Origin of the sequence: Roseburia sp. 1XD42-69 (genome assembly GCF_003612565.1) — a bacterium.
Classification (GTDB): Bacteria; Bacillota; Clostridia; order Lachnospirales; family Lachnospiraceae; genus Roseburia_B.
This window is the reverse complement of record NZ_RAZG01000059.1, coordinates 1-22052: the sequence shown is the minus strand read 5'-3', so window position 1 is coordinate 22052 and position 22052 is coordinate 1. Positions and strand designations below refer to the sequence as shown.

The 22052-nt window shown below is 44.2% G+C and carries 31 protein-coding genes and 2 pseudogenes; 20 read left to right on the top strand and 13 right to left on the bottom strand.

Features of this window, described 5'->3' with window-relative positions; all coding sequences use genetic code 11:
• The coding region (locus tag D7Y06_RS19360) for a M56 family metallopeptidase (RefSeq protein ID WP_147415724.1) at positions 1 to 1674 on the top strand (1674 nt) is incomplete at its 5' end.
• Between the two features lie 303 nt (positions 1675 to 1977).
• Here D7Y06_RS19360 and D7Y06_RS19350 read toward each other — a convergent pair.
• Positions 1978 to 2358 carry a MerR family transcriptional regulator gene (locus D7Y06_RS19350; protein WP_334295003.1) on the bottom strand — a complete coding sequence of 127 codons (381 nt, stop codon included), beginning with the start codon at positions 2356 to 2358 and terminating at the stop codon, positions 1978 to 1980.
• A 73-nt stretch (positions 2359 to 2431) separates the two neighbouring features.
• Between D7Y06_RS19350 and D7Y06_RS19345 the strand changes: the two genes are divergently transcribed.
• The 4 genes from D7Y06_RS19345 (at position 2432) to D7Y06_RS19330 (ending at position 4768) form a co-directional block, all read left to right on the top strand.
• Positions 2432 to 3226 carry an SDR family NAD(P)-dependent oxidoreductase gene (locus tag D7Y06_RS19345; protein ID WP_120409337.1) on the top strand — a complete coding sequence of 265 codons (795 nt, stop codon included), beginning with the start codon at positions 2432 to 2434 and terminating at the stop codon, positions 3224 to 3226.
• Between the two features lie 113 nt (positions 3227 to 3339).
• Entirely contained in the window at positions 3340 to 3705 is a 366-nt protein-coding gene (locus D7Y06_RS19340) for a winged helix-turn-helix transcriptional regulator (protein WP_120409336.1), read from the top strand.
• Positions 3706 to 3786: 81 nt separating this feature from the next.
• Positions 3787 to 4290, top strand: a complete 504-nt coding sequence (locus D7Y06_RS19335; RefSeq protein ID WP_016286594.1) for a YbhB/YbcL family Raf kinase inhibitor-like protein — start codon at positions 3787 to 3789, stop codon at positions 4288 to 4290.
• Positions 4280 to 4768, top strand: a complete 489-nt coding sequence (locus D7Y06_RS19330) for an FUSC family protein (RefSeq protein ID WP_120409335.1) — start codon at positions 4280 to 4282, stop codon at positions 4766 to 4768. The genes D7Y06_RS19335 and D7Y06_RS19330 overlap by 11 nt, the downstream gene beginning before the upstream one ends.
• 465 nt (positions 4769 to 5233) lie before the next feature.
• Here the strand turns inward: D7Y06_RS19330 and D7Y06_RS25660 are convergent, their stop codons facing one another.
• Positions 5234 to 5563 (bottom strand): hypothetical protein, encoded by a 330-nt coding sequence (locus tag D7Y06_RS25660; RefSeq protein ID WP_147415723.1) that lies wholly within the window; start codon positions 5561 to 5563, stop codon positions 5234 to 5236.
• Positions 5564 to 5640: 77 nt separating this feature from the next.
• Here D7Y06_RS25660 and D7Y06_RS19315 point away from each other — a divergent pair, with 77 nt between their 5' ends.
• The 6 genes from D7Y06_RS19315 to D7Y06_RS19290 all read left to right on the top strand — a co-directional run bounded on the left by D7Y06_RS19315 (position 5641) and on the right by D7Y06_RS19290 (position 9995).
• A complete protein-coding gene (locus D7Y06_RS19315) occupies positions 5641 to 6036 on the top strand; it encodes a plasmid mobilization protein (protein WP_120390288.1) in 396 nt (131 codons plus the stop codon).
• Positions 6008 to 7639 carry a relaxase/mobilization nuclease domain-containing protein gene (locus tag D7Y06_RS19310; protein WP_120409332.1) on the top strand — a complete coding sequence of 544 codons (1632 nt, stop codon included), beginning with the start codon at positions 6008 to 6010 and terminating at the stop codon, positions 7637 to 7639. The genes D7Y06_RS19315 and D7Y06_RS19310 overlap by 29 nt, the downstream gene beginning before the upstream one ends.
• Positions 7629 to 8015: a cysteine-rich VLP domain-containing protein gene (locus D7Y06_RS19305; RefSeq protein WP_120390277.1), complete on the top strand. Its 387-nt coding sequence runs from the start codon at positions 7629 to 7631 to the stop codon at positions 8013 to 8015. The genes D7Y06_RS19310 and D7Y06_RS19305 overlap by 11 nt, the downstream gene beginning before the upstream one ends.
• A gap of 122 nt (positions 8016 to 8137) precedes the next feature.
• Positions 8138 to 8881 carry a replication initiator protein A gene (locus tag D7Y06_RS19300; RefSeq protein ID WP_442970434.1) on the top strand — a complete coding sequence of 248 codons (744 nt, stop codon included), beginning with the start codon at positions 8138 to 8140 and terminating at the stop codon, positions 8879 to 8881.
• A gap of 62 nt (positions 8882 to 8943) precedes the next feature.
• Positions 8944 to 9798: an ATP-binding protein gene (locus tag D7Y06_RS19295; protein WP_120390275.1), complete on the top strand. Its 855-nt coding sequence runs from the start codon at positions 8944 to 8946 to the stop codon at positions 9796 to 9798.
• A complete protein-coding gene (locus D7Y06_RS19290) occupies positions 9795 to 9995 on the top strand; it encodes a transposon-encoded TnpW family protein (protein WP_120390274.1) in 201 nt (66 codons plus the stop codon). Before D7Y06_RS19295 ends, D7Y06_RS19290 begins: the two co-directional genes overlap by 4 nt.
• Positions 9996 to 10037: 42 nt before the next feature.
• On the opposite strand, the gene D7Y06_RS19285 is transcribed toward D7Y06_RS19290, so the two are convergent.
• Positions 10038 to 10523, bottom strand: a complete 486-nt coding sequence (locus tag D7Y06_RS19285) for a GNAT family N-acetyltransferase (protein ID WP_120390273.1) — start codon at positions 10521 to 10523, stop codon at positions 10038 to 10040.
• Positions 10524 to 10730: 207 nt separating this feature from the next.
• Between D7Y06_RS19285 and D7Y06_RS19280 the strand changes: the two genes are divergently transcribed.
• The 3 genes from D7Y06_RS19280 to D7Y06_RS19270 all read left to right on the top strand — a co-directional run bounded on the left by D7Y06_RS19280 (position 10731) and on the right by D7Y06_RS19270 (position 13215).
• Positions 10731 to 12353 (top strand): recombinase family protein, encoded by a 1623-nt coding sequence (locus D7Y06_RS19280; protein WP_120409331.1) that lies wholly within the window; start codon positions 10731 to 10733, stop codon positions 12351 to 12353.
• A gap of 252 nt (positions 12354 to 12605) precedes the next feature.
• Positions 12606 to 12878, top strand: a complete 273-nt coding sequence (locus tag D7Y06_RS19275) for a helix-turn-helix domain-containing protein (RefSeq protein WP_120409341.1) — start codon at positions 12606 to 12608, stop codon at positions 12876 to 12878.
• A complete protein-coding gene (locus D7Y06_RS19270; protein ID WP_120409330.1) occupies positions 12838 to 13215 on the top strand; it encodes a TnpV protein in 378 nt (125 codons plus the stop codon). The genes D7Y06_RS19275 and D7Y06_RS19270 overlap by 41 nt, the downstream gene beginning before the upstream one ends.
• 39 nt (positions 13216 to 13254) lie before the next feature.
• Here the strand turns inward: D7Y06_RS19270 and D7Y06_RS19265 are convergent, their stop codons facing one another.
• Entirely contained in the window at positions 13255 to 13581 is a 327-nt protein-coding gene (locus tag D7Y06_RS19265) for a helix-turn-helix domain-containing protein (RefSeq protein ID WP_120409329.1), read from the bottom strand.
• A gap of 143 nt (positions 13582 to 13724) precedes the next feature.
• On the opposite strand from D7Y06_RS19265, the gene D7Y06_RS19260 reads away from it, so the two are divergent.
• From D7Y06_RS19260 to D7Y06_RS19240, 6 genes and pseudogenes are all read left to right on the top strand, one after another.
• Complete coding sequence (locus D7Y06_RS19260) at positions 13725 to 13913, top strand: hypothetical protein (protein WP_120409328.1); 189 nt, start codon at positions 13725 to 13727, stop codon at positions 13911 to 13913.
• Complete coding sequence (locus D7Y06_RS19255; RefSeq protein ID WP_120409327.1) at positions 13895 to 14083, top strand: SymE family type I addiction module toxin; 189 nt, start codon at positions 13895 to 13897, stop codon at positions 14081 to 14083. The genes D7Y06_RS19260 and D7Y06_RS19255 overlap by 19 nt, the downstream gene beginning before the upstream one ends.
• Before the next feature lie 124 nt (positions 14084 to 14207).
• Positions 14208 to 14432, top strand: coding sequence for a hypothetical protein (locus D7Y06_RS27305; RefSeq protein WP_243119408.1), 225 nt, complete (start codon positions 14208 to 14210; stop codon positions 14430 to 14432).
• A gap of 12 nt (positions 14433 to 14444) precedes the next feature.
• A complete protein-coding gene (locus D7Y06_RS19250; RefSeq protein ID WP_243119407.1) occupies positions 14445 to 15293 on the top strand; it encodes an alpha/beta hydrolase family protein in 849 nt (282 codons plus the stop codon).
• Between the two features lie 62 nt (positions 15294 to 15355).
• Positions 15356 to 15826 (top strand): hypothetical protein, encoded by a 471-nt coding sequence (locus tag D7Y06_RS19245; protein WP_120409326.1) that lies wholly within the window; start codon positions 15356 to 15358, stop codon positions 15824 to 15826.
• A gap of 97 nt (positions 15827 to 15923) precedes the next feature.
• Positions 15924 to 16274, top strand: a pseudogene (locus D7Y06_RS19240) (DUF4368 domain-containing protein); the annotation flags it as partial.
• 149 nt (positions 16275 to 16423) lie between these two features.
• Here D7Y06_RS19240 and D7Y06_RS19235 read toward each other — a convergent pair.
• The 9 genes and pseudogenes from D7Y06_RS19235 to D7Y06_RS19190 form a co-directional block, all read right to left on the bottom strand.
• Entirely contained in the window at positions 16424 to 16771 is a 348-nt protein-coding gene (locus tag D7Y06_RS19235; protein WP_158591433.1) for a hypothetical protein, read from the bottom strand.
• Positions 16772 to 17385: 614 nt separating this feature from the next.
• On the bottom strand, positions 17386 to 17754 hold the full coding sequence (locus D7Y06_RS19230; RefSeq protein ID WP_120409324.1) for a hypothetical protein: 369 nt from the start codon (positions 17752 to 17754) through the stop codon (positions 17386 to 17388).
• A 41-nt stretch (positions 17755 to 17795) separates the two neighbouring features.
• Entirely contained in the window at positions 17796 to 17978 is a 183-nt protein-coding gene (locus tag D7Y06_RS19225; protein ID WP_120409323.1) for a cysteine-rich KTR domain-containing protein, read from the bottom strand.
• A gap of 3 nt (positions 17979 to 17981) precedes the next feature.
• Complete coding sequence (locus D7Y06_RS19220) at positions 17982 to 18725, bottom strand: MerR family transcriptional regulator (protein ID WP_199714784.1); 744 nt, start codon at positions 18723 to 18725, stop codon at positions 17982 to 17984.
• Entirely contained in the window at positions 18718 to 19629 is a 912-nt protein-coding gene (locus D7Y06_RS19215; RefSeq protein WP_120409322.1) for a DUF2268 domain-containing protein, read from the bottom strand. Before D7Y06_RS19215 ends, D7Y06_RS19220 begins: the two co-directional genes overlap by 8 nt.
• Before the next feature lie 190 nt (positions 19630 to 19819).
• Positions 19820 to 20005 (bottom strand): annotated as a pseudogene (locus D7Y06_RS19210) (TnpV protein); the annotation flags it as partial.
• Between the two features lie 281 nt (positions 20006 to 20286).
• The gene (locus D7Y06_RS19200; protein WP_330566534.1) at positions 20287 to 20688 is read right to left on the bottom strand and encodes an HTH domain-containing protein; all 402 of its coding nucleotides are present in this window, start codon (positions 20686 to 20688) and stop codon (positions 20287 to 20289) included.
• 170 nt (positions 20689 to 20858) lie between these two features.
• Entirely contained in the window at positions 20859 to 21464 is a 606-nt protein-coding gene (locus tag D7Y06_RS19195) for a hypothetical protein (RefSeq protein WP_120409320.1), read from the bottom strand.
• Positions 21465 to 21488: 24 nt separating this feature from the next.
• The gene (locus tag D7Y06_RS19190) at positions 21489 to 21986 is read right to left on the bottom strand and encodes a hypothetical protein (protein ID WP_120409319.1); all 498 of its coding nucleotides are present in this window, start codon (positions 21984 to 21986) and stop codon (positions 21489 to 21491) included.
• Between the last annotated feature and the right edge of the window lie 66 nt (positions 21987 to 22052).

Here is a 22052-nt window from a genome sequence, read left to right as displayed (position 1 = left end):
GCAATAACGAATGAAATCCCTACAAGCCCCAATGTACCCGTTCCCGCAGGTGCGGGTAACAACAAAGCAGAGCCGATACAGACAAACCGGGAAATAACCACCGCTGCCATGCGTGAGCCATTTAACAAATATGTCTGCCTGTTTTTTATCTGGTCAGCATTGGCACTGGTTTTATTTGTCCGCAAGGTAACGGTTTATCAAGGATTTATCCAATACATCAAAGCAGGAAATAAAGAAGTATCGGATATAAAAATCTTGAATCTGCTATCTGATTGCGAAGAAAAACTAAATATCAAGACAAGGGTAGAACTATCCTGTAATCCGCTGATTGCTTCCCCTATGCTGATTGGTTTCTTTCGACCAAGAATCATTTTGCCTGCCCACGAATTGGAAGATAAAGAGCTATCTTATATCTTTGTGCATGAGCTAACCCACTACAAGCAGAGGGATATGTTTTATAAATGGCTGATACAGATTGTTGTGTGCGCCCATTGGTTCAATCCTTTTGTATATCTGCTGGAAAAGAAAGTGAATAAATCCTGCGAATTGTCATGTGATGAAAAAGTTATATCTGTACTTGATGATACCGCAAGACGTGAGTATGGAGATACACTAATTTCTTTTTTGAAGTCAAATAATCTCTACAAAAATTCTTTAGCTTCCGTCACTTTGACAGAGGGAGCAGAACAGTTAAAAGAAAGGTTAGGTGCTATTATGAATTTCAAGAGTAAGACGAAAACAATTTGGGTTTTGACTGTTATATTAACTCTTTTTATTTTATCTGGTGCGGTTTTTATCGGCGGTTATTCCGTTTCTGCTGCTACCGATTCTAAAGAAACAAGTAAATTGTCAATACCAGAAAAAAAAGACAATGGAAAAAGCACGTATATTTATGATGAAAATTTAGGGTATGGCTGGTATTTAGATGATGAAAATTTAGATAATAATGATTTGGAAAATGCTAATTCCTACCAATATTCTTATACACAAAATGGATATTATTGCAATTCTTATATTATTGAAATGGGTTGGAACTTATACGCTAAAAATCAAGATTATTATGGTGCAACAGAAATTGTCTTTGAGGACGAATCAAAAATGACAGTATATTTTTCTGATTCGGCAAAAGATTATCTGAATGACAGAGAAGCTATTTCGGCAATAGAAGAATTGATTTATTCTCTGAAAAACACAGATATTAGTCCGGCAATAGAAATGCCTTTGATTATAAGTATAACGCCTGTTGTAGCTGATGATATACCAGTTTTGACGGAACAATATTTTCAAAATGAGGACTTAATTAGATTTTCCGCACTCTTTTCAGTATTGGACGAAACAGCCCAAAAAGATTACTACAAGAAAGTATATGACGCTGATAAAATTGCACTGTTTTCAACCATTATACAAGATATGGACACAAATTTGGTTTTACAGTATGTAGATAAATCAGAACAGGATAACAAAACAAACTTCTTTGCCGTGCTTTCAAATTATATGCCATTAAGTGACTTAAAACGCTATATCGAAAAATACTATGAAAATAATAATATTGCCCGCTTTACAATTTTGCTTGATTACATGACAAAGGAAGAAAAGCAGGAATGGCTGAAAAGAGCGCAGACAGATAGGAAAACTAACTTTGTCGCTGTCTTATCTAATGAATTGCTTGATTAAATGCTCATGTACGGTAAAGAAGCAAGCAACCGAAAACAAGAGATAGACCGCCAGCACCACACTATTCCGAACCAAAGAACCAAAGACCAAAAGACAAGCACCGTGGAAATGTGTATAACTTGCTATTCCGTCATGGAAAAGTCCGTTCACAGAACATGGAAAAGCTAAAGTGCAGCTTTCCCACATTCTGCAAACAGACTTTCCCACAACTCCATAAGATAGCAAGTTATGCACATTCCCACAGTGCCGACTGCTACGGAATCCCTCTCATTCCTTATATCCTTAATGGCATAAGAGCATACATCATTCCCTTGTAATACTCTCAATTTGCCGCTGATAAAATTCAATCTTTTCGTCTAATTTTTTCATGTGTTCCTGTAATTGATTGATTTGTTCGTTAAGGGTTTTTCGGTGAGAAATGAGCATTTCCATTCTTTCAGACAAAGTAGGTTCACCTTTTGCACGTAATTCAGCGTAATGCTGGATTTCTTTGATTGGCATACCCGTGTCTTTTAGACGCTTGATAAAATCAATCCAAGTGAGGTCTTTATCAGTATAGCAACGGCGGTTATTGGAATTACGCCCCGGTGTGATTAAATGCTCATGCTCATAATAGCGCAAGGTATGTATTCCTAAGTTTGTCAGCTTTGAAAATTCACCTATGGAATATTCCAAAAAAATCACTTCCTATCTCTTGACATAGAGTTTACTCTACATTGTATGCTTGCATTATATCAAAAACAAGGAGGCTTTGTAAATGGTTCAAAACACAGAAAAATATACCGTGATTACTGGGGCAAGTTCGGGTATTGGGTATGAAACAGCAAAAGCATTTGCAGGACGTGGCAGCAATTTAATTTTAGTAGCCCGCAGAAAGGATAGGCTTGAAGCATTGAATCAAGAGATTTTATCGTGCTATCCGACACTGAATGTTTTTATCAAGGCTACAGACCTATCTATTTCCGACAATGTTTTTCGGCTGTATGAAGAAATTAAGGGGTATCCGTTGCAGACATGGATAAACAATGCTGGTTTTGGAAACTACGACACTGTAAGCCATCAAGACTTGAATAAAATTAGGCAAATGCTTCACTTAAACGTGGAAGCCCTCACAGTTCTTTCCTCACTGTTTGTACGAGATTTCAAAGATGTAGAGGGAACACAGCTTATCAATATTTCTTCTGCTGGGGGCTATACGATTGTACCTACTGCCATTACTTATTGTGCGGCTAAATTTTATGTCAGCACGTTTACAGAGGGATTAGCATGGGAATTAAAGGATAATGGCTGCAAAATGCAAGCAAAAGTATTAGCCCCGGCAGCAACTAAGACGGAATTTGGAAAAGTTGCTAATGATGTAACCGAATATGATTATGATAAGACCTTTGGCACATATCATACCAGTGCACAGGTAGCTGAATTTTTGCTTAAACTTTATGATAGTGACAAAGTGGTAGGCGTAGTGAATAGAGAAAATTTTATATTTGAGCTTAAAGAGCCACAATTTGATTATGCGGGAAACTCCAATCATAATCAAAATATTGAAAAATAAAGGAATTTATAAATCTGTTAGTTCTAAAAAGTTTGGGCAATGCAAAACATCATGTTTTCTATTGTCGAATTATGAGATAATGCGTATAATAGCAAAGCGAGGAGGTTTTGCTAATGAAAATGCGTACAGAATATACCTGTCCTTTAGAACTTGTGCATGACATGATAAAGGGGAAGTGGAAGCCGATTATATTATGGCGGCTACGTTTAGGTGCTACTTCCCTTGCAAAGCTGGAAAGAGATATAGACGGAATTACACAAAAAATGCTGTTAGAGCATTTGAAAGAACTGATTGACTACGGTTTTGTTGAAAAGAAATCTTTTGAGGGCTATCCCCTTCATGTTGAGTATTCATTGACAGAAGATATGGGGGCGCAGATATTGGAAGCATTGAGAATCATGCAGCACATAGGGATTGACTACCTAAAAAGGAATGGAATGGAACATATTTTAGACGAAAAAGGTGTTATCCCGGATTGACACCCACAAAAAAGTGGGTAATTTACTATTCAAAACTGGCTGCTTATAATATTTCCATAAAATTGATTGGAGGTATTGAACATGAATGTAACAAGCAGCGGAATTATTAACGGCATTATACAGCCCCAGTATGGAGGACGTGGAACGCAATTTAACGAGAACCACATTCCTACCTTTTCATTACCGTTTAAGGCAGAAAACGTACCCGAAAAAACAGTATCACTTGCGATTGTACTGGAAGATAAGGACGCTTACCCGGTAACAGGCGGTTTTGCATGGATACATTGGCTTGCGGCAAACATAACCCGTTTTGATATAAGGGATAATGAAAGTCAGACCGCAACGGATTTTGTGCAGGGGAGAAATAGTTGGACGAGCATACAGGGCGGTGAGCAGTCTGTTGAATTATCTTCTTACTATGGCGGTATGACCCCGCCCGATCAGCCACATATCTATGAGCTTCATGTATTTGCAATAGATAAAATGCTGGATATAGGACAAGGCTTTTTGCTAAATGAACTTTATCGGGCAATGGAGGGGCATATCTTAGCGCAGTATACGCTCAAAGGCATTTATGAAAACTAACTTTTGGAGAGTTGGAGGGCGCACAAGGAAAACTGTAATAGCTGTTTTTACTTGCTTTTTAATTGACACTGTAAGAGAAAACGGCATCCCGTTTTATGCTGCCATTGCTGCTATATTATGTATACAGCATAATTTTAAAGACAGTCTGAATACTGCTTTGACCCGTGAAATCGCAACGGTAATTGGCGGAATTTGGGGAGCGATAGTTTTATCTTTTGAAAAGAATGTTTATCGTATTCCTAATGAGTTGTTAAGATATTTGTTTCTCTCAATTACGCTTATTCCAATCATCAATTTTTCTGTATGGATAAAGCAGGAAAAAGGAACATTTCTTATGTGTGTTGTTTTTCTTTGTATCACAGCCACGCATGGAAATGATGAAAGTCCTTTAGCTTTTGCCATTGACCGAATTATTGATACTACAATCGGTGTTTTTATTGCTTTATTTATAAATCAATTTCCAAAAAGCAAAATGTAGCTGTAAACCAAGCACCGCCCCATGTGGGAGAAAGGGGGAATCGTTTATGCCTTGCACAGAAGCATACAAGGAACACATACAATAAATGGGTGGTCAACACCGCCCGGAAAACTCTTGACACAAATAGCGGAGTCAAACCTTATGTTATGGTTTTGTATTTCTATCGCATTGGTAATTTTGGGGATTGTTTTAATGATAATTGAATATTTTAGGAAAGATAGCTAATCCCCCGTTTAGAGAACCATAGCCAAAAGAAAATTGAATAACCGCCGCCATATAGAACGGTACAGCAAGACAGGAAATCAAGAAAAGGTTTCCTGTTTTTTTGCGCCCATTTTTGGCATTTTGAAAAATCGCCAGTATTATACCGTGCAAAGGGGAACAGAAAGAAATTCCCTCTCCCGTTTGGCAAATCCGCAGGCTGTCCGTGGAGGGCGGCGAAAAGAAATTTTCACAAATTCCCGCCTATTCCGGCTTGTGCGGTGTTGTAAGGAATAGAGGGAAATTTCCGCAAATCTCCGTCATTTTTGCTTTGCGTGGTGTTGTAGGTAGTAGGGGGAGAAATACCGCCACAGCTTTGGCAAAATCCCCGCTTGCGGCACTAAAGGTATTGAGGGAAGCCAGCACAGGGGAAGCCGCCACTTTCTTAGAGCAAGATTCTACCACAGTACCAAATTTCGCTAATCGCTCAATTTTGTCCTGCGGGAATCTTGTTGGGGTTGCCACCCCAAGCCCGCCTTTTTGCGGCTTGCGCCGCTTGAAAAATCCCCGAAAAATTTTTTTCGGATTTTTCAAAAAACACTTCCGCTTTGCCCCCTGTTTTTCTCCTATTAGTGAAAGGGCAAAGCATAAAAAGAAAGGAGTTGAAGCCTATGAAAAGATACAACACGCCCCACCGCCGCCGGGTAATCAAGACACGCTTGACCGAGGAAGAATATGCAGAGTTTTCCGAGCGTGTCACCCTCTGCAAAATGAGCCAAGCCGAATTTATCCGGCAAGCCCTTATCAAGTCAAGCATACGCCCGGTTATTACCATTTCCCCGGTCAATGATGAACTACTCTCTGCCGTTGGAAAACTCACAGCCGAGTATGGAAAGATAGGCGGCAACTTGAACCAGATTGCCCGCTGTCTGAATGAGTACGGCGCACCTTATAACGCCCTCTCCCAAGAGGTACGAGCCGCCACAGCGGAGCTTGCCGCCTTGAAGTTTGAAGTCTTGCAGAAAGTAGGTGAAGCCGTTGGCAACATTCAAACATATCAGCTCTAAAAATGCCGATTACGGGGCGGCTGAACAGTACCTAACCTTTGAGCATGACGAATTTACCATGAAACCCACACTGGACGGAAACGGGCGGCTTGTTCTCCGTGACGATTACCGCATTTCCTCTTTGAATTGCGGTGATGAAGATTTTGCAATCGCCTGTATGCGTTCCAATCTGAAATACGGCAAGAACCAGATGCGGGAGGACGTAAAGAGCCACCACTACATTATCAGTTTTGACCCCCGTGACGCACCAGACAACGGCTTGACCGTAGACCGGGCGCAAGCATTGGGAGAGGAATTTTGCAAGACGCATTTCCCCGGACACCAAGCCCTTGTCTGCACCCACCCGGACGGGCATAACCACAGCGGCAACATTCATGTGCATATCGTAATCAATTCCCTACGGATTGCGGAAGTGCCATTGCTGCCGTACATGGAAAGACCAGCCGACACAAGGGAGGGCTGCAAGCACCGCTGTACGGACGCAGCTATGGAGTATTTCAAAGCGGAAGTCATGGAGATGTGCCACCGGGAAAACCTCTATCAGATTGACTTGCTGAACGGGAGCAAGAACCGCATTACCGAGCGTGAGTATTGGGCGAAACGGAAAGGACAAGCCGCACTGGATAAGGAGAACGCTTCCCAAGCCGCCACGGGAGAGCCGCCCAAACAGACCAAGTTTGAAACCGACAAGGAGAAGCTACGGCGCACAATCCGAGCCGCCCTGTCCTCTGCCGTTTCCTTTGAGGATTTTTCCGGGAAACTGCTACAACAGGGCGTGACCGTCAAGGAGAGCCGGGGGAGATTGTCATATCTCACGCCGGACAGGACGAAGCCCATTACCGCCCGGAAACTGGGTGATGATTTTGACCGAGCCGCCGTACTGGAAGCACTCACCATAAACGCACAGAACGCCGCCAGAGCCGCCGAAACGCCCCTACCCCAACAGGAATCCCCCCGCAGCATAAAAGACCGCTTACAGCGCAACAAAGCCGCCATAAACGCCCCGAAACAGGACAGCGTACAGCGCATGGTAGACATAGCCGCCAAGAAAGCCGAGGGCAAGGGGAAAGGCTATGAGAAATGGGCGACCTTGCACAACTTGAAGCAAATGGCGGCTACCGTGAGCGTTTATGAGGAATCCGGCTTTTCTTCCCCGGAAGAACTGGAAGCTGCCCTTGCCGCCGCCAATGCGGGCTTGCATGAAACCACCGGGAAACTGAAAGCCGTGGAAAGCACTTTACGGGAGAAAAAGGACTTGCAGAAACAGCTATTGGCGTATATCAAGACCAAGCCAGCCCGTGACGGGCTAAAAGCACAGAAAACAGAGAAAGCCCGTAAGAGCTACCGGGAGCAGCACGAAAGCGAGTTTATCATTTCCGAATCTGCCGCCCGGTATTTCAAGGCACAGGGAATCTCCAAGCTGCCAGCGTCCAAAGCCCTACAAACGGAGATTGAGCAGCTTACCAAAGAGAAAAACGCCCTTTATAACGAGTACCGGGAGAAGAAAGAGAACGTCCGGGAATTGCAGACCGTGAAAAGCAATCTTGACAAGATGTTACGCCGTGAGCCGGAACGGGGAAAGGGGCGGGAAAATGAACGGTAAACGCCCCTACATGGACTACCCACAGTACAGAGCCGCCCGCCGCCTTGTACATGAGTGCTGCAACTACGATAACGGCAACTGTATCTTGCTGGATAACGGCGAGCCTTGCGTATGCGTCCAGAGTATCAGCTATTCGCTTATATGCCGCTGGTTCATTACCGCCGTTCTGCCGCTGGACGGGAAGCTGGAAGCCGCCCTTTTGCACCGGGCAGACAGGAAACGCTGTACCGAGTGCGGCGGGTATTTTCTCCCCAAGTCAAACCGGGGGAAATACTGCCCGGATTGCGCCGCAAGAGTGCGCCGCCGGAAAGAAGCCGACAGACAGCGGAAAAGATACCACCTTTCTACGCATTTAGGCTATGAAAGAAGCCCGTAAATCAAGGCTTTTTTGACCGCCCTCAACAGGTAGCCGATACATTTATCCTTTACCCCCGAAAATGCCGTTTTAACTGCGTAACAGGAAGCCACAGACAGGAGGTGAGAACCATAACCGAATACATCACAGCCGACACCATATTGCCCCGTTTTCTGCCCTATCCCTATTTTCTGCTGAAAATGGACTTGTCGCATACTGCAAGGCTGCTCTATGGGCTGCTTCTTGACCGTTCCACCCTCTCACAGAAGAACGGCTGGCAGGACAGCGAGGGCAGGACGTACATTGTCTATCCCGTTTCGGAGATAACGGAAATGCTGGATAAAGGCAGTACCGCCATAAAAAGCGCACTGAACGAGCTGGACGCTGCCGGGCTTCTGGTGAGGGAACGCCGGGGCTTCTCCGCACCGAACCGCCTTTATGTGAAAGTGCCGCAAGTGCCAGTGGTACAGTTTTCCGACCATATGACAGCCATACAGCCGGAAAACCGACCCTCTGATAGCCAGAAAACCGACCCTCATAAGGACGGAAAACCGACCTTTGCGTTGGACGGAAAACCGACCCCTAACCAACTTACTATAAACCAACTAAAAGAGAACCAACGAAAAGGAGTGAGTGGGGAGCAGCCCGCACCTTTTGGCAGATATAAAAACCTTTTCCTCTCCGAATCCGAGTATGCGGAGCTGAAAGGGGAATACCCGGACAGGCTGGAACGGTTCATTGAGGAATTGAGCGAGTACATAGCCGCCTACGGGAAAGTGTACGCCAACCATGCCGCCGCTGTCCGTATGTGGGCAAAACGTGACAGGAAAGGCACAGGAAAGAAAGGAATCCCCGATTATTCCTACAAAGAGGGCGAGAGCCTTTGACCGCATAGACACAACGCCCCGTAAACAGGGCGTAAAAGACCATGAACAAGGAGGAAGATTTTATGAGTGATTATGATAACGCCATTTTCCGGCTTGCCACGGCACAGGGAGCAGAACCGGAGGACTACACCGGGGAGGACGGGCTTTTATATTGCGGGAGCTGCCGCCAGCCCAAAGAAGCCTACTTCCCGGAGGGCAAGACCTTTTTCGGACGTGACCGACACCCCAAAGAATGTGACTGCCAGAGAAAACGCCGGGAAACGCTGGAAGCCAGCCACCGGGAATACAAGCACCGGGAGGAAGTGGAACGGCTGAAACGAATAGGCTTCACCGACCCGGCTATGCGGGAATGGACGTTTGAAAACGACAACGGGAAATGCCCCCAAATGCACAAAGCCCATGCCTATGTGGAGTGTTGGGAGGAAATGAAAGCCGGGAATATCGGTTATCTGTTATGGGGCATGGTAGGCACAGGCAAAAGCTATTTCGCCGGGTGTATCGCCAACGCCCTCATGGAGAAAGAAGTTTCCGTGTGCATGACGAACTTTGCCCTTATCCTCAATGACCTTGCCGCCAGCTATAAGGACAGGAACGAGTACATAGCCCGCCTTTGCAGCTTCCCTCTGCTTATCCTTGACGATTTCGGCATGGAGCGTGGCACGGAATACGGGCTTGAACAGGTTTACAACGTGATAGACAGCCGATACCGAAGCGGCAAGCCCTTAATCGTGACAACAAATTTGACGCTGGAGGAATTGCAGAACCCGGAGGACACCGCCCACGCCCGCATTTATGACCGCCTTACGGAAATGTGTACCCCCGTCTGCATTACCGGGGAGAATTTCAGGAAAGCCAAAGCACAGGCGAAAATGGGACGCCTTAAATCGCTGCTGAATGGAAAGGAGATTTGCCTATGACCGACACCAAAAAGAACCGCCCCGCCCGCCGCCCGGATTGCGTGACCGAGGTACGCCGGGGGAACACCGTCCTTGTGGTTTCCGGCTACTTCAAGCAAGGCACGACCGCCACCGCCGCCGACAAGATGATGAAAGTGCTGGAAGCGGAAAGCGCAGCCGGGGAACAAGCCGCCCTTTACTGCATAAACGGGGCATGAAAAAGCGGTCATGCCGGGGAGCGTGACCGCCAAAACGGAGCTTTACAGAGGGCGGCGCATAACAATTTCTTCTTCTGTTTCGCCCATCACTGTTTTTACCGTTTCGAAGCCAAGCCGTTGATACAGGCGAAATGCTGGATTTGATTTCTGGACGGAAAGGGAAACTGCATTGAAGCCATCTTCTTGCAGCCTTTCCATCAATGCCCGCATAAGGGAAGTACCAATGCCATACCCACGGTAAGGGCGGCAGACAGCAAGGGCAAGCGACGGCGTATTATCGTCAATATGTCCATAATCATTCATTATGCGTGCCCATATCGCCCCTATAATTTCATTGCCGGAAACGGCGACAAAGCCATAGTCCGTTTCCTCTTCCCCGAAATTGTGAAGATATACCTGTAAGTCAGGTATATTTATGATTTCTTTTGGCGGGCGTGGGCTTCCCTCTGGAACATAGATTGCTTCGTACAGAAAACCGCCTAAAAGGTGACATTCATTTTTATGTATTTTTCTGATTTGGTAATCCATTCTGTTACTCCTTTGATTTTATTTTCAAAGGTATTTTACCACAGAAACCTAAATTTTTCCACGCCTAAAGGAGCTACGATAAGCCTTAATAAGAAAATATGATATTTTTCGACATAAAGAAGCAAAAAGGACTGTACAGCAAGCCCCGCCCTATGGTAAAATAAACCTACGGAATAGTGGGGCTGGCTGTCGGAAATGGAGGAAACCATGACAAGACAGACCACCCAAAAACTGATTACCGCCCTATATCCGAGATTGTCGCACGAAGATACGCTTCAAGGCGAATCCAACTCCATAAGCAACCAGAAGCGAATCCTTGAAGCCTACGCAAAACAGAACGGCTTTTCCAACCTCAAATGGTACACGGACGACGGATTCTCCGGGGCAAATTTCCAAAGACCCGGCTTCCAGTCCATGCTTGCCGACATTGAAGCGGGGCTTGTGGGAACGGTTATCGTAAAGGATATGTCAAGGTTAGGGCGAAATTACTTACAAGTGGGAATGTACACAGAAATGATTTTCCCACAGAACGGCGTCCGCTTCATTGCAATCAATGACGGCGTAGACAGCGCACAGGGCGAGAATGATTTTGCGCCCTTGCGTAACATTTTTAACGAATGGCTGGTGAGAGATACGAGCAAGAAAATCCGGGCGGTAAAACGCTCAAAGGGAATGAGTGGGAAGCCTGTCACAAGCAAGCCCGTGTACGGCTACCTCATGGACGAGGACGAGAATTTCATCATTGACGGGGAAGCCGCCCCCGTGGTGAAGCAGATTTACAGCCTTTGCCTTGCCGGGAACGGTCCGACCAAGATAGCCCGTATGCTTACGGAACAGGAAATCCCCACGCCGGGAACGCTGGAATACCGCCGGACAGGGAGAACCCGCCGCTACCACCCCGGCTATGAGTGCAAGTGGGCGGCGAACACCGTGGTACATATCCTTGAAAACAGGGAATACACGGGCTGCCTTGTGAACTTCAAGACCACCACCCAATCCTACAAATGCAGCAAGATTATCTACAACAGCGAGGACAAACAGGCAATCTTCGAGAACCACCATGAGCAGATAATCGACAAGGACACATGGGAGCGTGTACAGGAGCTACGCAAGCAGCGCAAACGCCCTAACCGCTATGATGAAGTGGGCTTGTTCTCCGGCATACTCTTTTGTGCGGATTGCGGCAGCGTCATGTACCAGCAGAGGTATCAGACAGATAAACGGAAACAGGACTGCTACATATGCGGCAGCTACAAGAAGCGCACGGCAGACTGTACGGCGCACTTTATCCGCACCGACCTGTTGACCGCCGGAGTGACCGAGAACTTACGGAAAGTCACCAGCTACGCCGCCAAGCACGAAGCCCGGTTTATGAAGCTGTTGACCGAGCAGACCGAGGACGGGAGCAAACGCCGGAACGCCGCCAAGAAGAAAGAGCTGGAAGCGGCAGAAAAACGGATTGCGGAACTCTCCGCTATCTTCAAGCGACTGTATGAGGACAGCGTGACCGGGCGCATATCGGACGAGCGTTTCACGGAGCTTTCGGCAGACTACGAAGCCGAGCAAAAGGAACTGAAAGAGAAAGCCGCCGCCTTGCAGAGCGAGCTTTCCAAGACGCTGGAAGCCACGGCAAACGCTGAAAAGTTTATGAAAGTGGTACGCAAGTACACCAGCTTTGAGGAACTCACCCCTACCCTGTTGCGGGAGTTTGTGGAGAAAATCGTAATCCACGAATCGGAAGCCCTTGACGGGAAACGCCGGGGGAAGCTCCGCAGACAGGAAATTGAAATCTATTATTCTTTTGTCGGCAAGATAGAATTGCCCGACTAAAGCCCGACCCGTCCGGCAGTCAGCCGGATAGGGAACGGCAAAATTTTTTACACTTCTTTTACTTCTTTATCTCACATGAGCAAAAAGCCAGGGGATCAAGCAGCTCATGGCTAATTAGAGGTAATCAAAAGAGGAAAGGAAAAGCACAATCCAGACGGAACCGGCGATACCGTCAAGAAATATTTGTGAGTTAGCAAGAAACCTGATATAATGGAGGCAAGCACCCATCCGGGCAGAAAGGCAGGGAGAAAAATGCATATCAGCTACAAACCGCTCTGGCACACACTGATAGAGCGCAACATGAGGAAAGAGGATTTAAGGCTTGCCGCTGGCCTGACCACAAATATGATAGCCAACATGGGAAAAGAGGGGAAACATATCAGCATGGACACACTTGCCCGTATTTGCGAAACGCTGGATTGTGGCATTATGGACGTGATTGAGCTGGCCAATGACGAGCCTTCCACCACAGGAGGGAACGACAATGGAAAAACTGAAAAAAAGAATCACAGAGAACGGCATTGATTATATTCTGGCAGGCGACTACTATATCCCGGACTTGAAGCTGCCGGAGAAGAACCGCCCCATCGGACGCTATGGGCGGCTGCACCGGGAATATCTAAAACAGGAACACCCGGCACGGTACAGTTCCCTTATCCTGACTGGGAAATTGTGGACATACCTTGCCAACCTGAACGAGCAGGCGGAAGAACGGCTGGACGTAATCATTGAGCAGATGAAATCCGCCGAGGGAGTGACCGAGGAACTGAAAGCCCAAAACCAGCTTGAATGGGTAGGCCGGATGAACAATATTCGCAGCCGGGCGGAGGAAATCATAAACAGCGAACTGATTTATATTTGATTGGACATGGAAAGGCCAGCCGACACCCGGCTGGTCTTTCTAACCTTCCTTACGCTCCAATACCGCACGAATCATGGCAACGGCGATTTCCTGCTGGCTGGGCGACGTGCTTTCCCACAGTTCCGCCAGCTCCCGTATTTTGCTGACCTCATTATCTTCCAGCGCATCCCGCAGCAGATAATCAGGGGAGATTTTCAGTGCGTTGCAGATATTGATAAATACGGGCAGGCTGGGAACCTTTGTCCCACCCTCAATCTGCCGGAGGTAAGTTGCGTTGATATTGCACAGTTCCGAGAGCCTGTCCGCCGTGAATCCCCGGTCTTTCCTCACCATGTTGATACGTCTGCCTAATCCTTTTCCTTCCATAATGAATGCCCACCCATTTCATAAGCTATTAGCATTTATTTTGTTCACTTTTAGACTACATCACACTTAGGGATTGCAATAGATTCTAAAGGACTATATAATATTAGCTAATAGAATATAAACTATGAAAGGGGAACAACAGAATGGAACTGAACTATTTTAGGGACAGGCTTTTTGATTTACTGAACGACAGTGAGGGAATGGGCATTGTAGACCTGAACGCAGACGAGAGGAACAGCCTGCTCGCTGTCAGGACAGAGGACGGGAATGTATTTGAAATCGTGTGCCGACAGGCAGAGGGGAAAGAGGACGGATGGACGACCGCAAACTGACTGTTTATAATGGACGTGGGGCTTTTAAAAAATCACCGCCACAGATTCTATTACAGGGGAATTGGCTGGAACGGGCCGGATTCTCCGCAGGGGACAAAATAACCGTGAAATGCCAGCAGGGGCAGCTTATCATCACAAAAGACGGCACAAGGGTAGATTCAAAGGAATAATATTTATCACGGTTAAATGAATTTTTTGTAAAGACTATTCCCTCTGGAAAGTGATTGCGGTATAATGGAGCCATTGACAAATCGGAATTTTCCGACACAACAATAAGTCAAAAAGGATATGGATATGAAAAATACGAAACCGAAATCTAAGAAGAAAAAGATTCTCTTTATTATATTATCTATTGTGGTCACACTAATAATTGCTGGCGATTGGATATTGACTGTAATGATATATAACGAGAATTTTAACCTGCGATTTGAGAGTTATGAGCCGCTTATGCTCTACGTTGATGACTTTGACGGATTGCACCGCACGAAATATGAGTTTAGTTCCAACGGTGGGCAGTAACTGGCGGGATATATGTATAGTTCGGGAGAAAACCAGCGTGGTATCGTTGTAATGGCACATGGCTTTGGTGGAGGTGGACATAATTCTTATATGGATTGCGTGAATTATTTTGCCTGTCATGGATATTATGTTTTCTCCTATGACGCTACGGGAAATGATGAAAGCGAAGGTGAGGGAGTCGGAGGGCTTCCACAGGGAGTAATTGACCTTGACTATGCAATTACATTTGTGGAGGAAAGCGGGAAATTCCCAAGTCTGCCAATCGTTTTATTCGGGCATAGCTGGGGCGGCTACAGTGTTTGCAGTGTGCTTACATACCACCCCGAAGTAAAAGCCGTTATAGCGTGTTCGGGTTTTAACTCTTCACCGAATCTGTTTGAAGCCGAGGGGAAAAAACAGGTAGGAAATGGTATTTATTTGATGTTACCATTTGTGAAACTGCATGAGAGGATTCAATATGGCGGGTATGCCTCAAATACTGCGTTGGACGGCTTCTCAAAAAGCAATGCCGCTGTTATGATTGTGCATAGCTTTGATGATGAAGTTGTTCCAGCCGAATACGGTTACGAAATTTATTACGAAAAATACAAGGACGATTCCCGATTTAGCTTTATTCCTCTTGAGAATAAAGGACATAACTATTTCAATGACAACACATATCGCAATGAGTTTAATGCGAAATTTGATGAATGGCTCAAAACGCTTGACTATGACTATAACACAGAGGAAAACAGGGAACGGTTTTCGGAGGATAAAGCTAATTATATATATCAAAACCTTGACAGGGAAAAATGGTGTAATTCATTGGATTTGGAGTTGTTCGAGGATTTTGTTGGGTTTTATGATGAACATATACATTAACCAAATTCCGGTTTGCTGAAAATTTGTGGAGAACGAAAAATTCAGAATTTGAGGGATAAAATATGGGAGTGTTAGAAACAGTTTTTAATTCAAGAAAATTTGATTTGAATGATGATGTTCTGATGGAATTTAATAATTATTTTGATGAAAAAAGTAGGGATTATAACAGCTTCTGTTTAGATGAAGAAGATATTACTTCCCTACGAAACCTTGTAGCGCAGATTAAGGTTGCTGACTCAGATAGTGCAATATATGTATCTACTTATGGCTATGAAATCACAAATAGTAAAGGAGAAAAATCAACATACGCCGATGCTCTTTGGATTGACACAGTTCTGCCTATTTCCAAAATAGAGGCACTTATTGAAGAAAGTGGTGTTGCTGAACCAAGTGATATTTCTTTTGTTGGCTATAGTGATGAATGTGGGAACTGTAAAGTATGGCTTATAGCTCATAAAGAGAATAATCCTTGTATTATTGAGATGACTGACCATAAGAAAATAGACCATATGATAATATTATATTGGGATTGATAAGTTATTAAAATTCCAGTTTGATGAATCAAAAAACTTTGATTTGAATGGGGGTATCTTCAAGTGAAAAAATATGAATACAAAGTGCTAACAATCGCAACTACTTTATCAAGACTGGAAAGACGGAGAAATCTCCCAGCAGGAATACCGGGAAATGAAAGCCGATTATGAGCGGCAGGCCACCGGGCTCTCGGATTTGCTGGCCCGGCTGACGGCTGAACGGAAACAGCTTTCAAACGGCGTTGACCAGCAGCATCCCGCACTGGTAGCCTTTGCGAAATATCAGAACATCGAAAAGCTGACCCGCGAAATCCTGATTGAATTGGTAGACCATATCAAGGTTTACGAAAACGGCAATATCAGCGTTCATTTTAAGTTTGCGGACGAGTTCCTCCGGATTGCCGAGTACATTGAAATCAACACCACTGACACCGCCGAGGCGGGCTGACCCCCGCCAAAGCACAAAATCCCTTTGGCAGTGTGTTTTCCTAATAAAACGCAATCTTATGGTACAGTTCCGCAATCTGCTGGCAGTCAAAGGTTTCCGTTGGCAGATTTGTGATAAGCACCTCTTCACGCTCCCCCGGCAGTGCTGCTTTAACCATCCGTAGAGTAATATGCCCCCAGTTCTTCCATCTGCCGTCCGATATCTGTTCCCTTATAATGTCTGGTTCGGCTTTTATCCAGATTAATGCCCACCCATGTGTCCGGAGCCGATAAAGCGGACTGCTCTTTTTTATAGTCACTGGATTTGAGACGCACAAGGACTAAATATCCGTGGAAGGTAGAAAATCCGGGTTCTGCGTAAAAGTTCCTGTTATGATGGCGGTAGATCTCATAAAAAGCCAGCGGGTTCAGCTTCATGCGCTGCTTCAGACAGCCGGGTTTTGATATTTCCATCCCCGGATGTACAGTCTTCATATAATTTCGTAATTCCAGGCTCAAAGTAATCCCCCTCCGGTTGATCATGGTGAACAGAAGATCCTTTAGCGGCATTTTTCTGTTTCTTATAAAAGAGGACGGGTTCCCGTTTCTGCAGAAATCATGGAATTCATCCTGATGGATCAAACTGATATCACAACAGGTACGTTTTTGAGAGCCCTTCGTAAAATCACCTGACTTTAGAGAAAAACATCAGTTATCTGCTTCTATTATACAGTATAGATGCAGAAAAAAGGAACCTTTTACAATTTAAAATGTAAAAGATTCCTTAAGTTAATGACATTGCGAATTTACAAGGTTCAAATAAATTGCCGCCGCTCTTTTCGCTGTCATGGTTGGATTTCGCTCCCATGAGCAGATGGGTTACTGCCCGAAAAAAGAACATAAAAAATCCCTCCAAACTTTAAAACAGGTCTGGAGAGTGTCTGTTAAGTCTTTTCGGGCATAGCAATACCGCCCACCATAACACCGTTTTTTTATATGGTGGGCGTTTGCCTTAAAACTTTATGAAATAAAATAGAGCCAACGAACTGTGATTGCTCACTTGTTCATCGGCTCTGCGTCTGTGCGTCTGGCTCTGTGATGATGTATTTGTTTTACTTAATAAGTGGAATATTCTAAATTTCGTATAATAAATAAGTTTCAACGGCATTATATTGCTTTATCAATTTTCTATCTTCATTTGAAAGTTCTTCATTAGAATAATTAGCCACCAATGAGCAAAGATAAAGGTAAGCAGGACTGTACCGTTGAGAAAAACCCTCTCGTCCGAATTTACCTTGTATAATGTCAAACTCATGCTGAATTTGACTGGTACTTTTGCACTCGGACAACTTCATCACATCGCCTAAATTATTTTTACTTGTATTGTCAATGATTGACTTAGCTGTATTAACTGCTACAAAAAGCCACTGGTCTAAATTTGACAGTTCCTTTGGCTTATTTTTTAATGCTGTTTTCACTATACAATAAATATTATCTTCCATATCCTAATCACCTCATAAATACCGATATGTCGCTTTATTAATTAGCTCTGCGTTTTCACATCAAGCCTTTCAATAACCGTTACCTGTAAATTTTTTGCTTCAATCAATGTTTCCTGTCTGCATTTCGGGCAATAGAGAGGATAGTTTTTCAAAATCGTTTCTTCTCTAATTTTGTTACGGGTCTTATTTCCGCAAACAGGACAGCGTATCCATTCCGTCACAATTAATTACACATTTCTTTTACTGCAATATACAATAATAGCCTGTTTGACAAAATCAGCAGTTCCATCACCACCTGCGTTGTCAATATTGTTCCTAAAGCGTTCATCACCTACATACATTTCACCCAATCCACTAAGCACTTTATTGGTGCATTCATAATAATTATCAGTTATAAATTTCTGTATTGCAGCGATTCCGTTTTGTACTTCATCGGCATTAGGTGATAAATGTTTTATTTTTCCTAATTCAGAAAATATTGTCATCAATTCGTTTGTAATCTTACTATAATTATTCTGAGCAATATTCTTTTGTTTGTACTCTTGATACTCTTTGGTATTGCCCCACTTTGCTTTGATTTCCGCTTTATACTTTTCAATCTCGCTTTTGCCGAAAACCTCAAAATTCATTGCCGTTGTTCCCTTGTTTTGAATTTCACGGGCAAAGGTAATAAGTTCCTCGATATGTTTACATTTTAATTCTAACAGCTCAATTTGTTGAGAAATAGCTTCTGATGCGTCAAAGTTAGGGCTGTCAAGAATTGCTTTAATTTCCTTTAAAGGAAATTCTAACTCACGGAACAATAAAATACTTTGCAACCGGCTAAGTGCTGTATCGTCATACATTCGATAGCCCGCTTCGGTTAATCTCGTAGGTTTCAAAATCCCAATTTCATCATAATAATGAAGTGTGCGGGCGGTGATACCGGTCAATTTAGCAACTTCATGGACAGACATGGTTTTTTTAATCATTCCAAAAATCCTCCGCAGCGTCTAAAATTTCTTTTGCTGGTAAGAGTGTCGCTTCAATTATACTTTTACCAGTTTTTTTCAAGAAATGCTTCACAAAATAATAGCCGCAGGCATATCCTGCACAATAAGGCAGCCCAACAGGGGGATAGTTTTGTAAAGCCGCCATTTCATCGCCATATAAATAAGCATTGAGATTTTCAAGCCCCTGCACATCCAGTCCGTCATAAATAATTGGTTTGATATATTCATTTAGCATTTTCGTATCTGTTTTTTTAACCCACGGTCCTGCCTTATCTTCTCCATACAAATATGTGGCAAAGTTTTCTGCAAGCCCCTCACTGACCATCATTTCTCCGAGCGTAATATCATTTTTCCATTTAATAAACTGGAAACGCACATTATGATTAGTTTCATGTGCAAGCGCAACTGGAAGATGCTCTATTGTATAATCGTTAGGGATTAGCCAAGCCATAATATATCCTGGGATGCCCCCGTCCCCGCAATAACCCTCATTCATAATGGTATAAGGACTTTCAGCATTAGCCAACAGAATGGTAAACAAATACTCTTGAACAGGCAGTTCAACTCCTGCTTTAGAAAAACATTCTAACGACCTTTGGATTGACTGTTTACAATCAAGCCAAAGACTATCCGAAGATATACGTTCAATATTATCCCGTTGAGTTTCATCCACTTTTGTTGGCATAATATGACCAAGCATTCCACTTGCCATTATCACGTCATATCCATTTGGTGTAGTTGCTTTCAGCGGTATACTGTAGCAAGCCAATTTTTTTTCAAAAGGCATCATCATCTCATAACGATAAATATCGTCTTTCTTATCAAACGGAGCTTTCATAATTTTGGCGTAAATACCGTCTGAACGAATTGCATTTACATTCATATTATATCATCCTTCCTCTCTAATTTTTTTATAATTATAAACTATTACGTTGCGTTAAAGTCAAGTGTATTCCCGAAAAAAGGGACTTTCATATTTTTATTTCCTAAATAAATATATTAAATCTCTTGTTTTAAGCGGTTTCACATTGTTTAAACAGAATTCCCCGAAAAGAACAGCGACAGAGCCTTTACACTCTGCCGCTTGTGAGAAGATTGGTGTATGTAACCTTGAGATACTGCTTCAGATAGTCCAGATGCCGCTGTCCCCATGTGCCTATCGCCTGTTCTTCTTCGGCGGGTACAGTTAAGCACGGTATTAAATAATCTCCTTGCCGTTCGTATTTACCGCCCAGTTCCGCAAAAATCGTCTTTGCCATTGTCTGTTACCTCCACATTCTTTTTTTATTTTGAATGTCCGCAAAATCCGTCCTACATCTGCGTATTTCTGACATTGCCCATCTGCCCCGCAAAGTTCCTTCCCGCCACATTCCTTTTTGGAGGATGCCTTTCCCGTTGCGGTGCTTTTTGCATAATGGATTTTTGCTATTCCTGTTATACCCATTTCAAAACCTCTTTCATTGCTCCCCAGGAAACCGAAGATACCTGCCCTGCCTTGTCGGGCTGCAGCTTATTGGGGATATGCCGTCCGAAAGACCAACTAACAATTTTCTTTTTCGCAGTCTTTCAAGAAAAATCGTAATGACATAACTGTAACCGCAACTTTATATTTTATATCTTCTGACACTTTCTTGGGTGGATTTGATAACATCCTCTCAATATTCTTTACCTCTACCCCTGCCATTTTCGCCACTGCCCGTTTAGAAAGACCATGATAGGAAACAAGCACTTTCAAGAATGCACATAACTTTAAGTCCTTATCCTCCACAGCACTAAGATAAAGGAACGTAATCTTATTAAAGATGTTGAAACGGTATATAGGATCTTCTGGCAAAAAGCCAACATCCCCCTTAGACAGTTTCCTTATCTGCTCCACGGGCAACTGCAAATATTTAGAAAGTGTATCCATACTGATCTCATACATATCGAGAAGTTCTTTCAGTTAATCTGCCACATTATCTCTTTGATTCATATCATTTTACCCTTCAGTTTTAATTGACACCTACCATTCATCAAGCTCCTCCCTAATCCGCCGGAACGCCGGGGATGGCTGCCCTGCCTTGTCAGACTGTGGCCTTATTGGGGATATGAAACCGTAGAATTCATTTCCTTCTATGCTTTTGCATCAAAACTATTCTGTGGATTCTCCTCATTAACCGCTTCTTCACCCGCCAGCGGAATGCCCCTTTTTGCATTTCCCCACGCCTCGTTATAGATCATGCACATTTCCGTCTGTCTGGAAGCCTCCGCATTGGTGGTATACATCGTCCACCCATTATTGGAATAAGTCGCCACCATTTCCCCGTTCTTATCGTAAAACTCTATGTAATCGCTGTTTCCTGATGGCAGTTTCTGATATTTCACTTTCCCTTCCAGCAGCGTTGCCACAAAGTCTATGGGTTTAGGCACATTCTTCCTGTTCTTTGAAACGGCTTTCAGGCCGGAAGTGATGAGCCCTTTTCTGTCCGGGGACACTTCCGATGTGTAGCTTTTCATCAGCCTGTTAAACCCTTCGGATTTGTTCTGGAACTGCCCTTTTGCAAAATCCTCATATGCCTGTTCCTTGATCAGCTTCCGGTATTCCTCATCACTGATGCCGCTTTTCTTTTTGGAGAAAACATATCTATCATTAAAGTCGGGCAGATGGATACCGCCTATACTTCCTGTTCCTGAAAAATATCTGTTCTGCAATGAAACATTGGACGAACTGACCTGCATTATTTCCCCTCCTCTGTAAATCTATTATAACTGCTCCAGCCTCTCCAAAAACGCCCTGTAAAATTCCCCCTCTTTGATGCGGGCCTGCTGGACCTCTATGCTCCTGGGCATATATACCCTTGGATGCTCCAAATCGTACAGTGCCTCTTTCGTTGCCTGGATCGCAGATTCTACTGTGCTTCCAAGGATGTCAAAATTCTCCGTTTCACCCTTAAGCTGTTTATTAAGCCGCTGCACCATCATCTGCGATATGTGGCTCATCATCCCGTTGCCCCGGATTCCCATGCCATTCGCATTTACTTCTTTCGCCGCATCCATCCACGCATCCTTCACTTCCTGCGGGGCATTGGGGCCGACCATCTCAAAGGCTTTTTCATCATAATCGGTTGCTCTGCCCTGCGCCGCCTTATCCTCCACCGCTTCCATAAATCCCACCGTTCCGGGTTCCACACTTCTTTCCATCTTCCTTGCCGTATATCCTGTCAGCGAATATCCCGCTGTCCCTATTCCATTTATGCTCATCTCCAAATGTCCTCCATTATTTTTATTATTGCAGCCCCTCTGTCGGTCAGACCATATCTGTTCTTG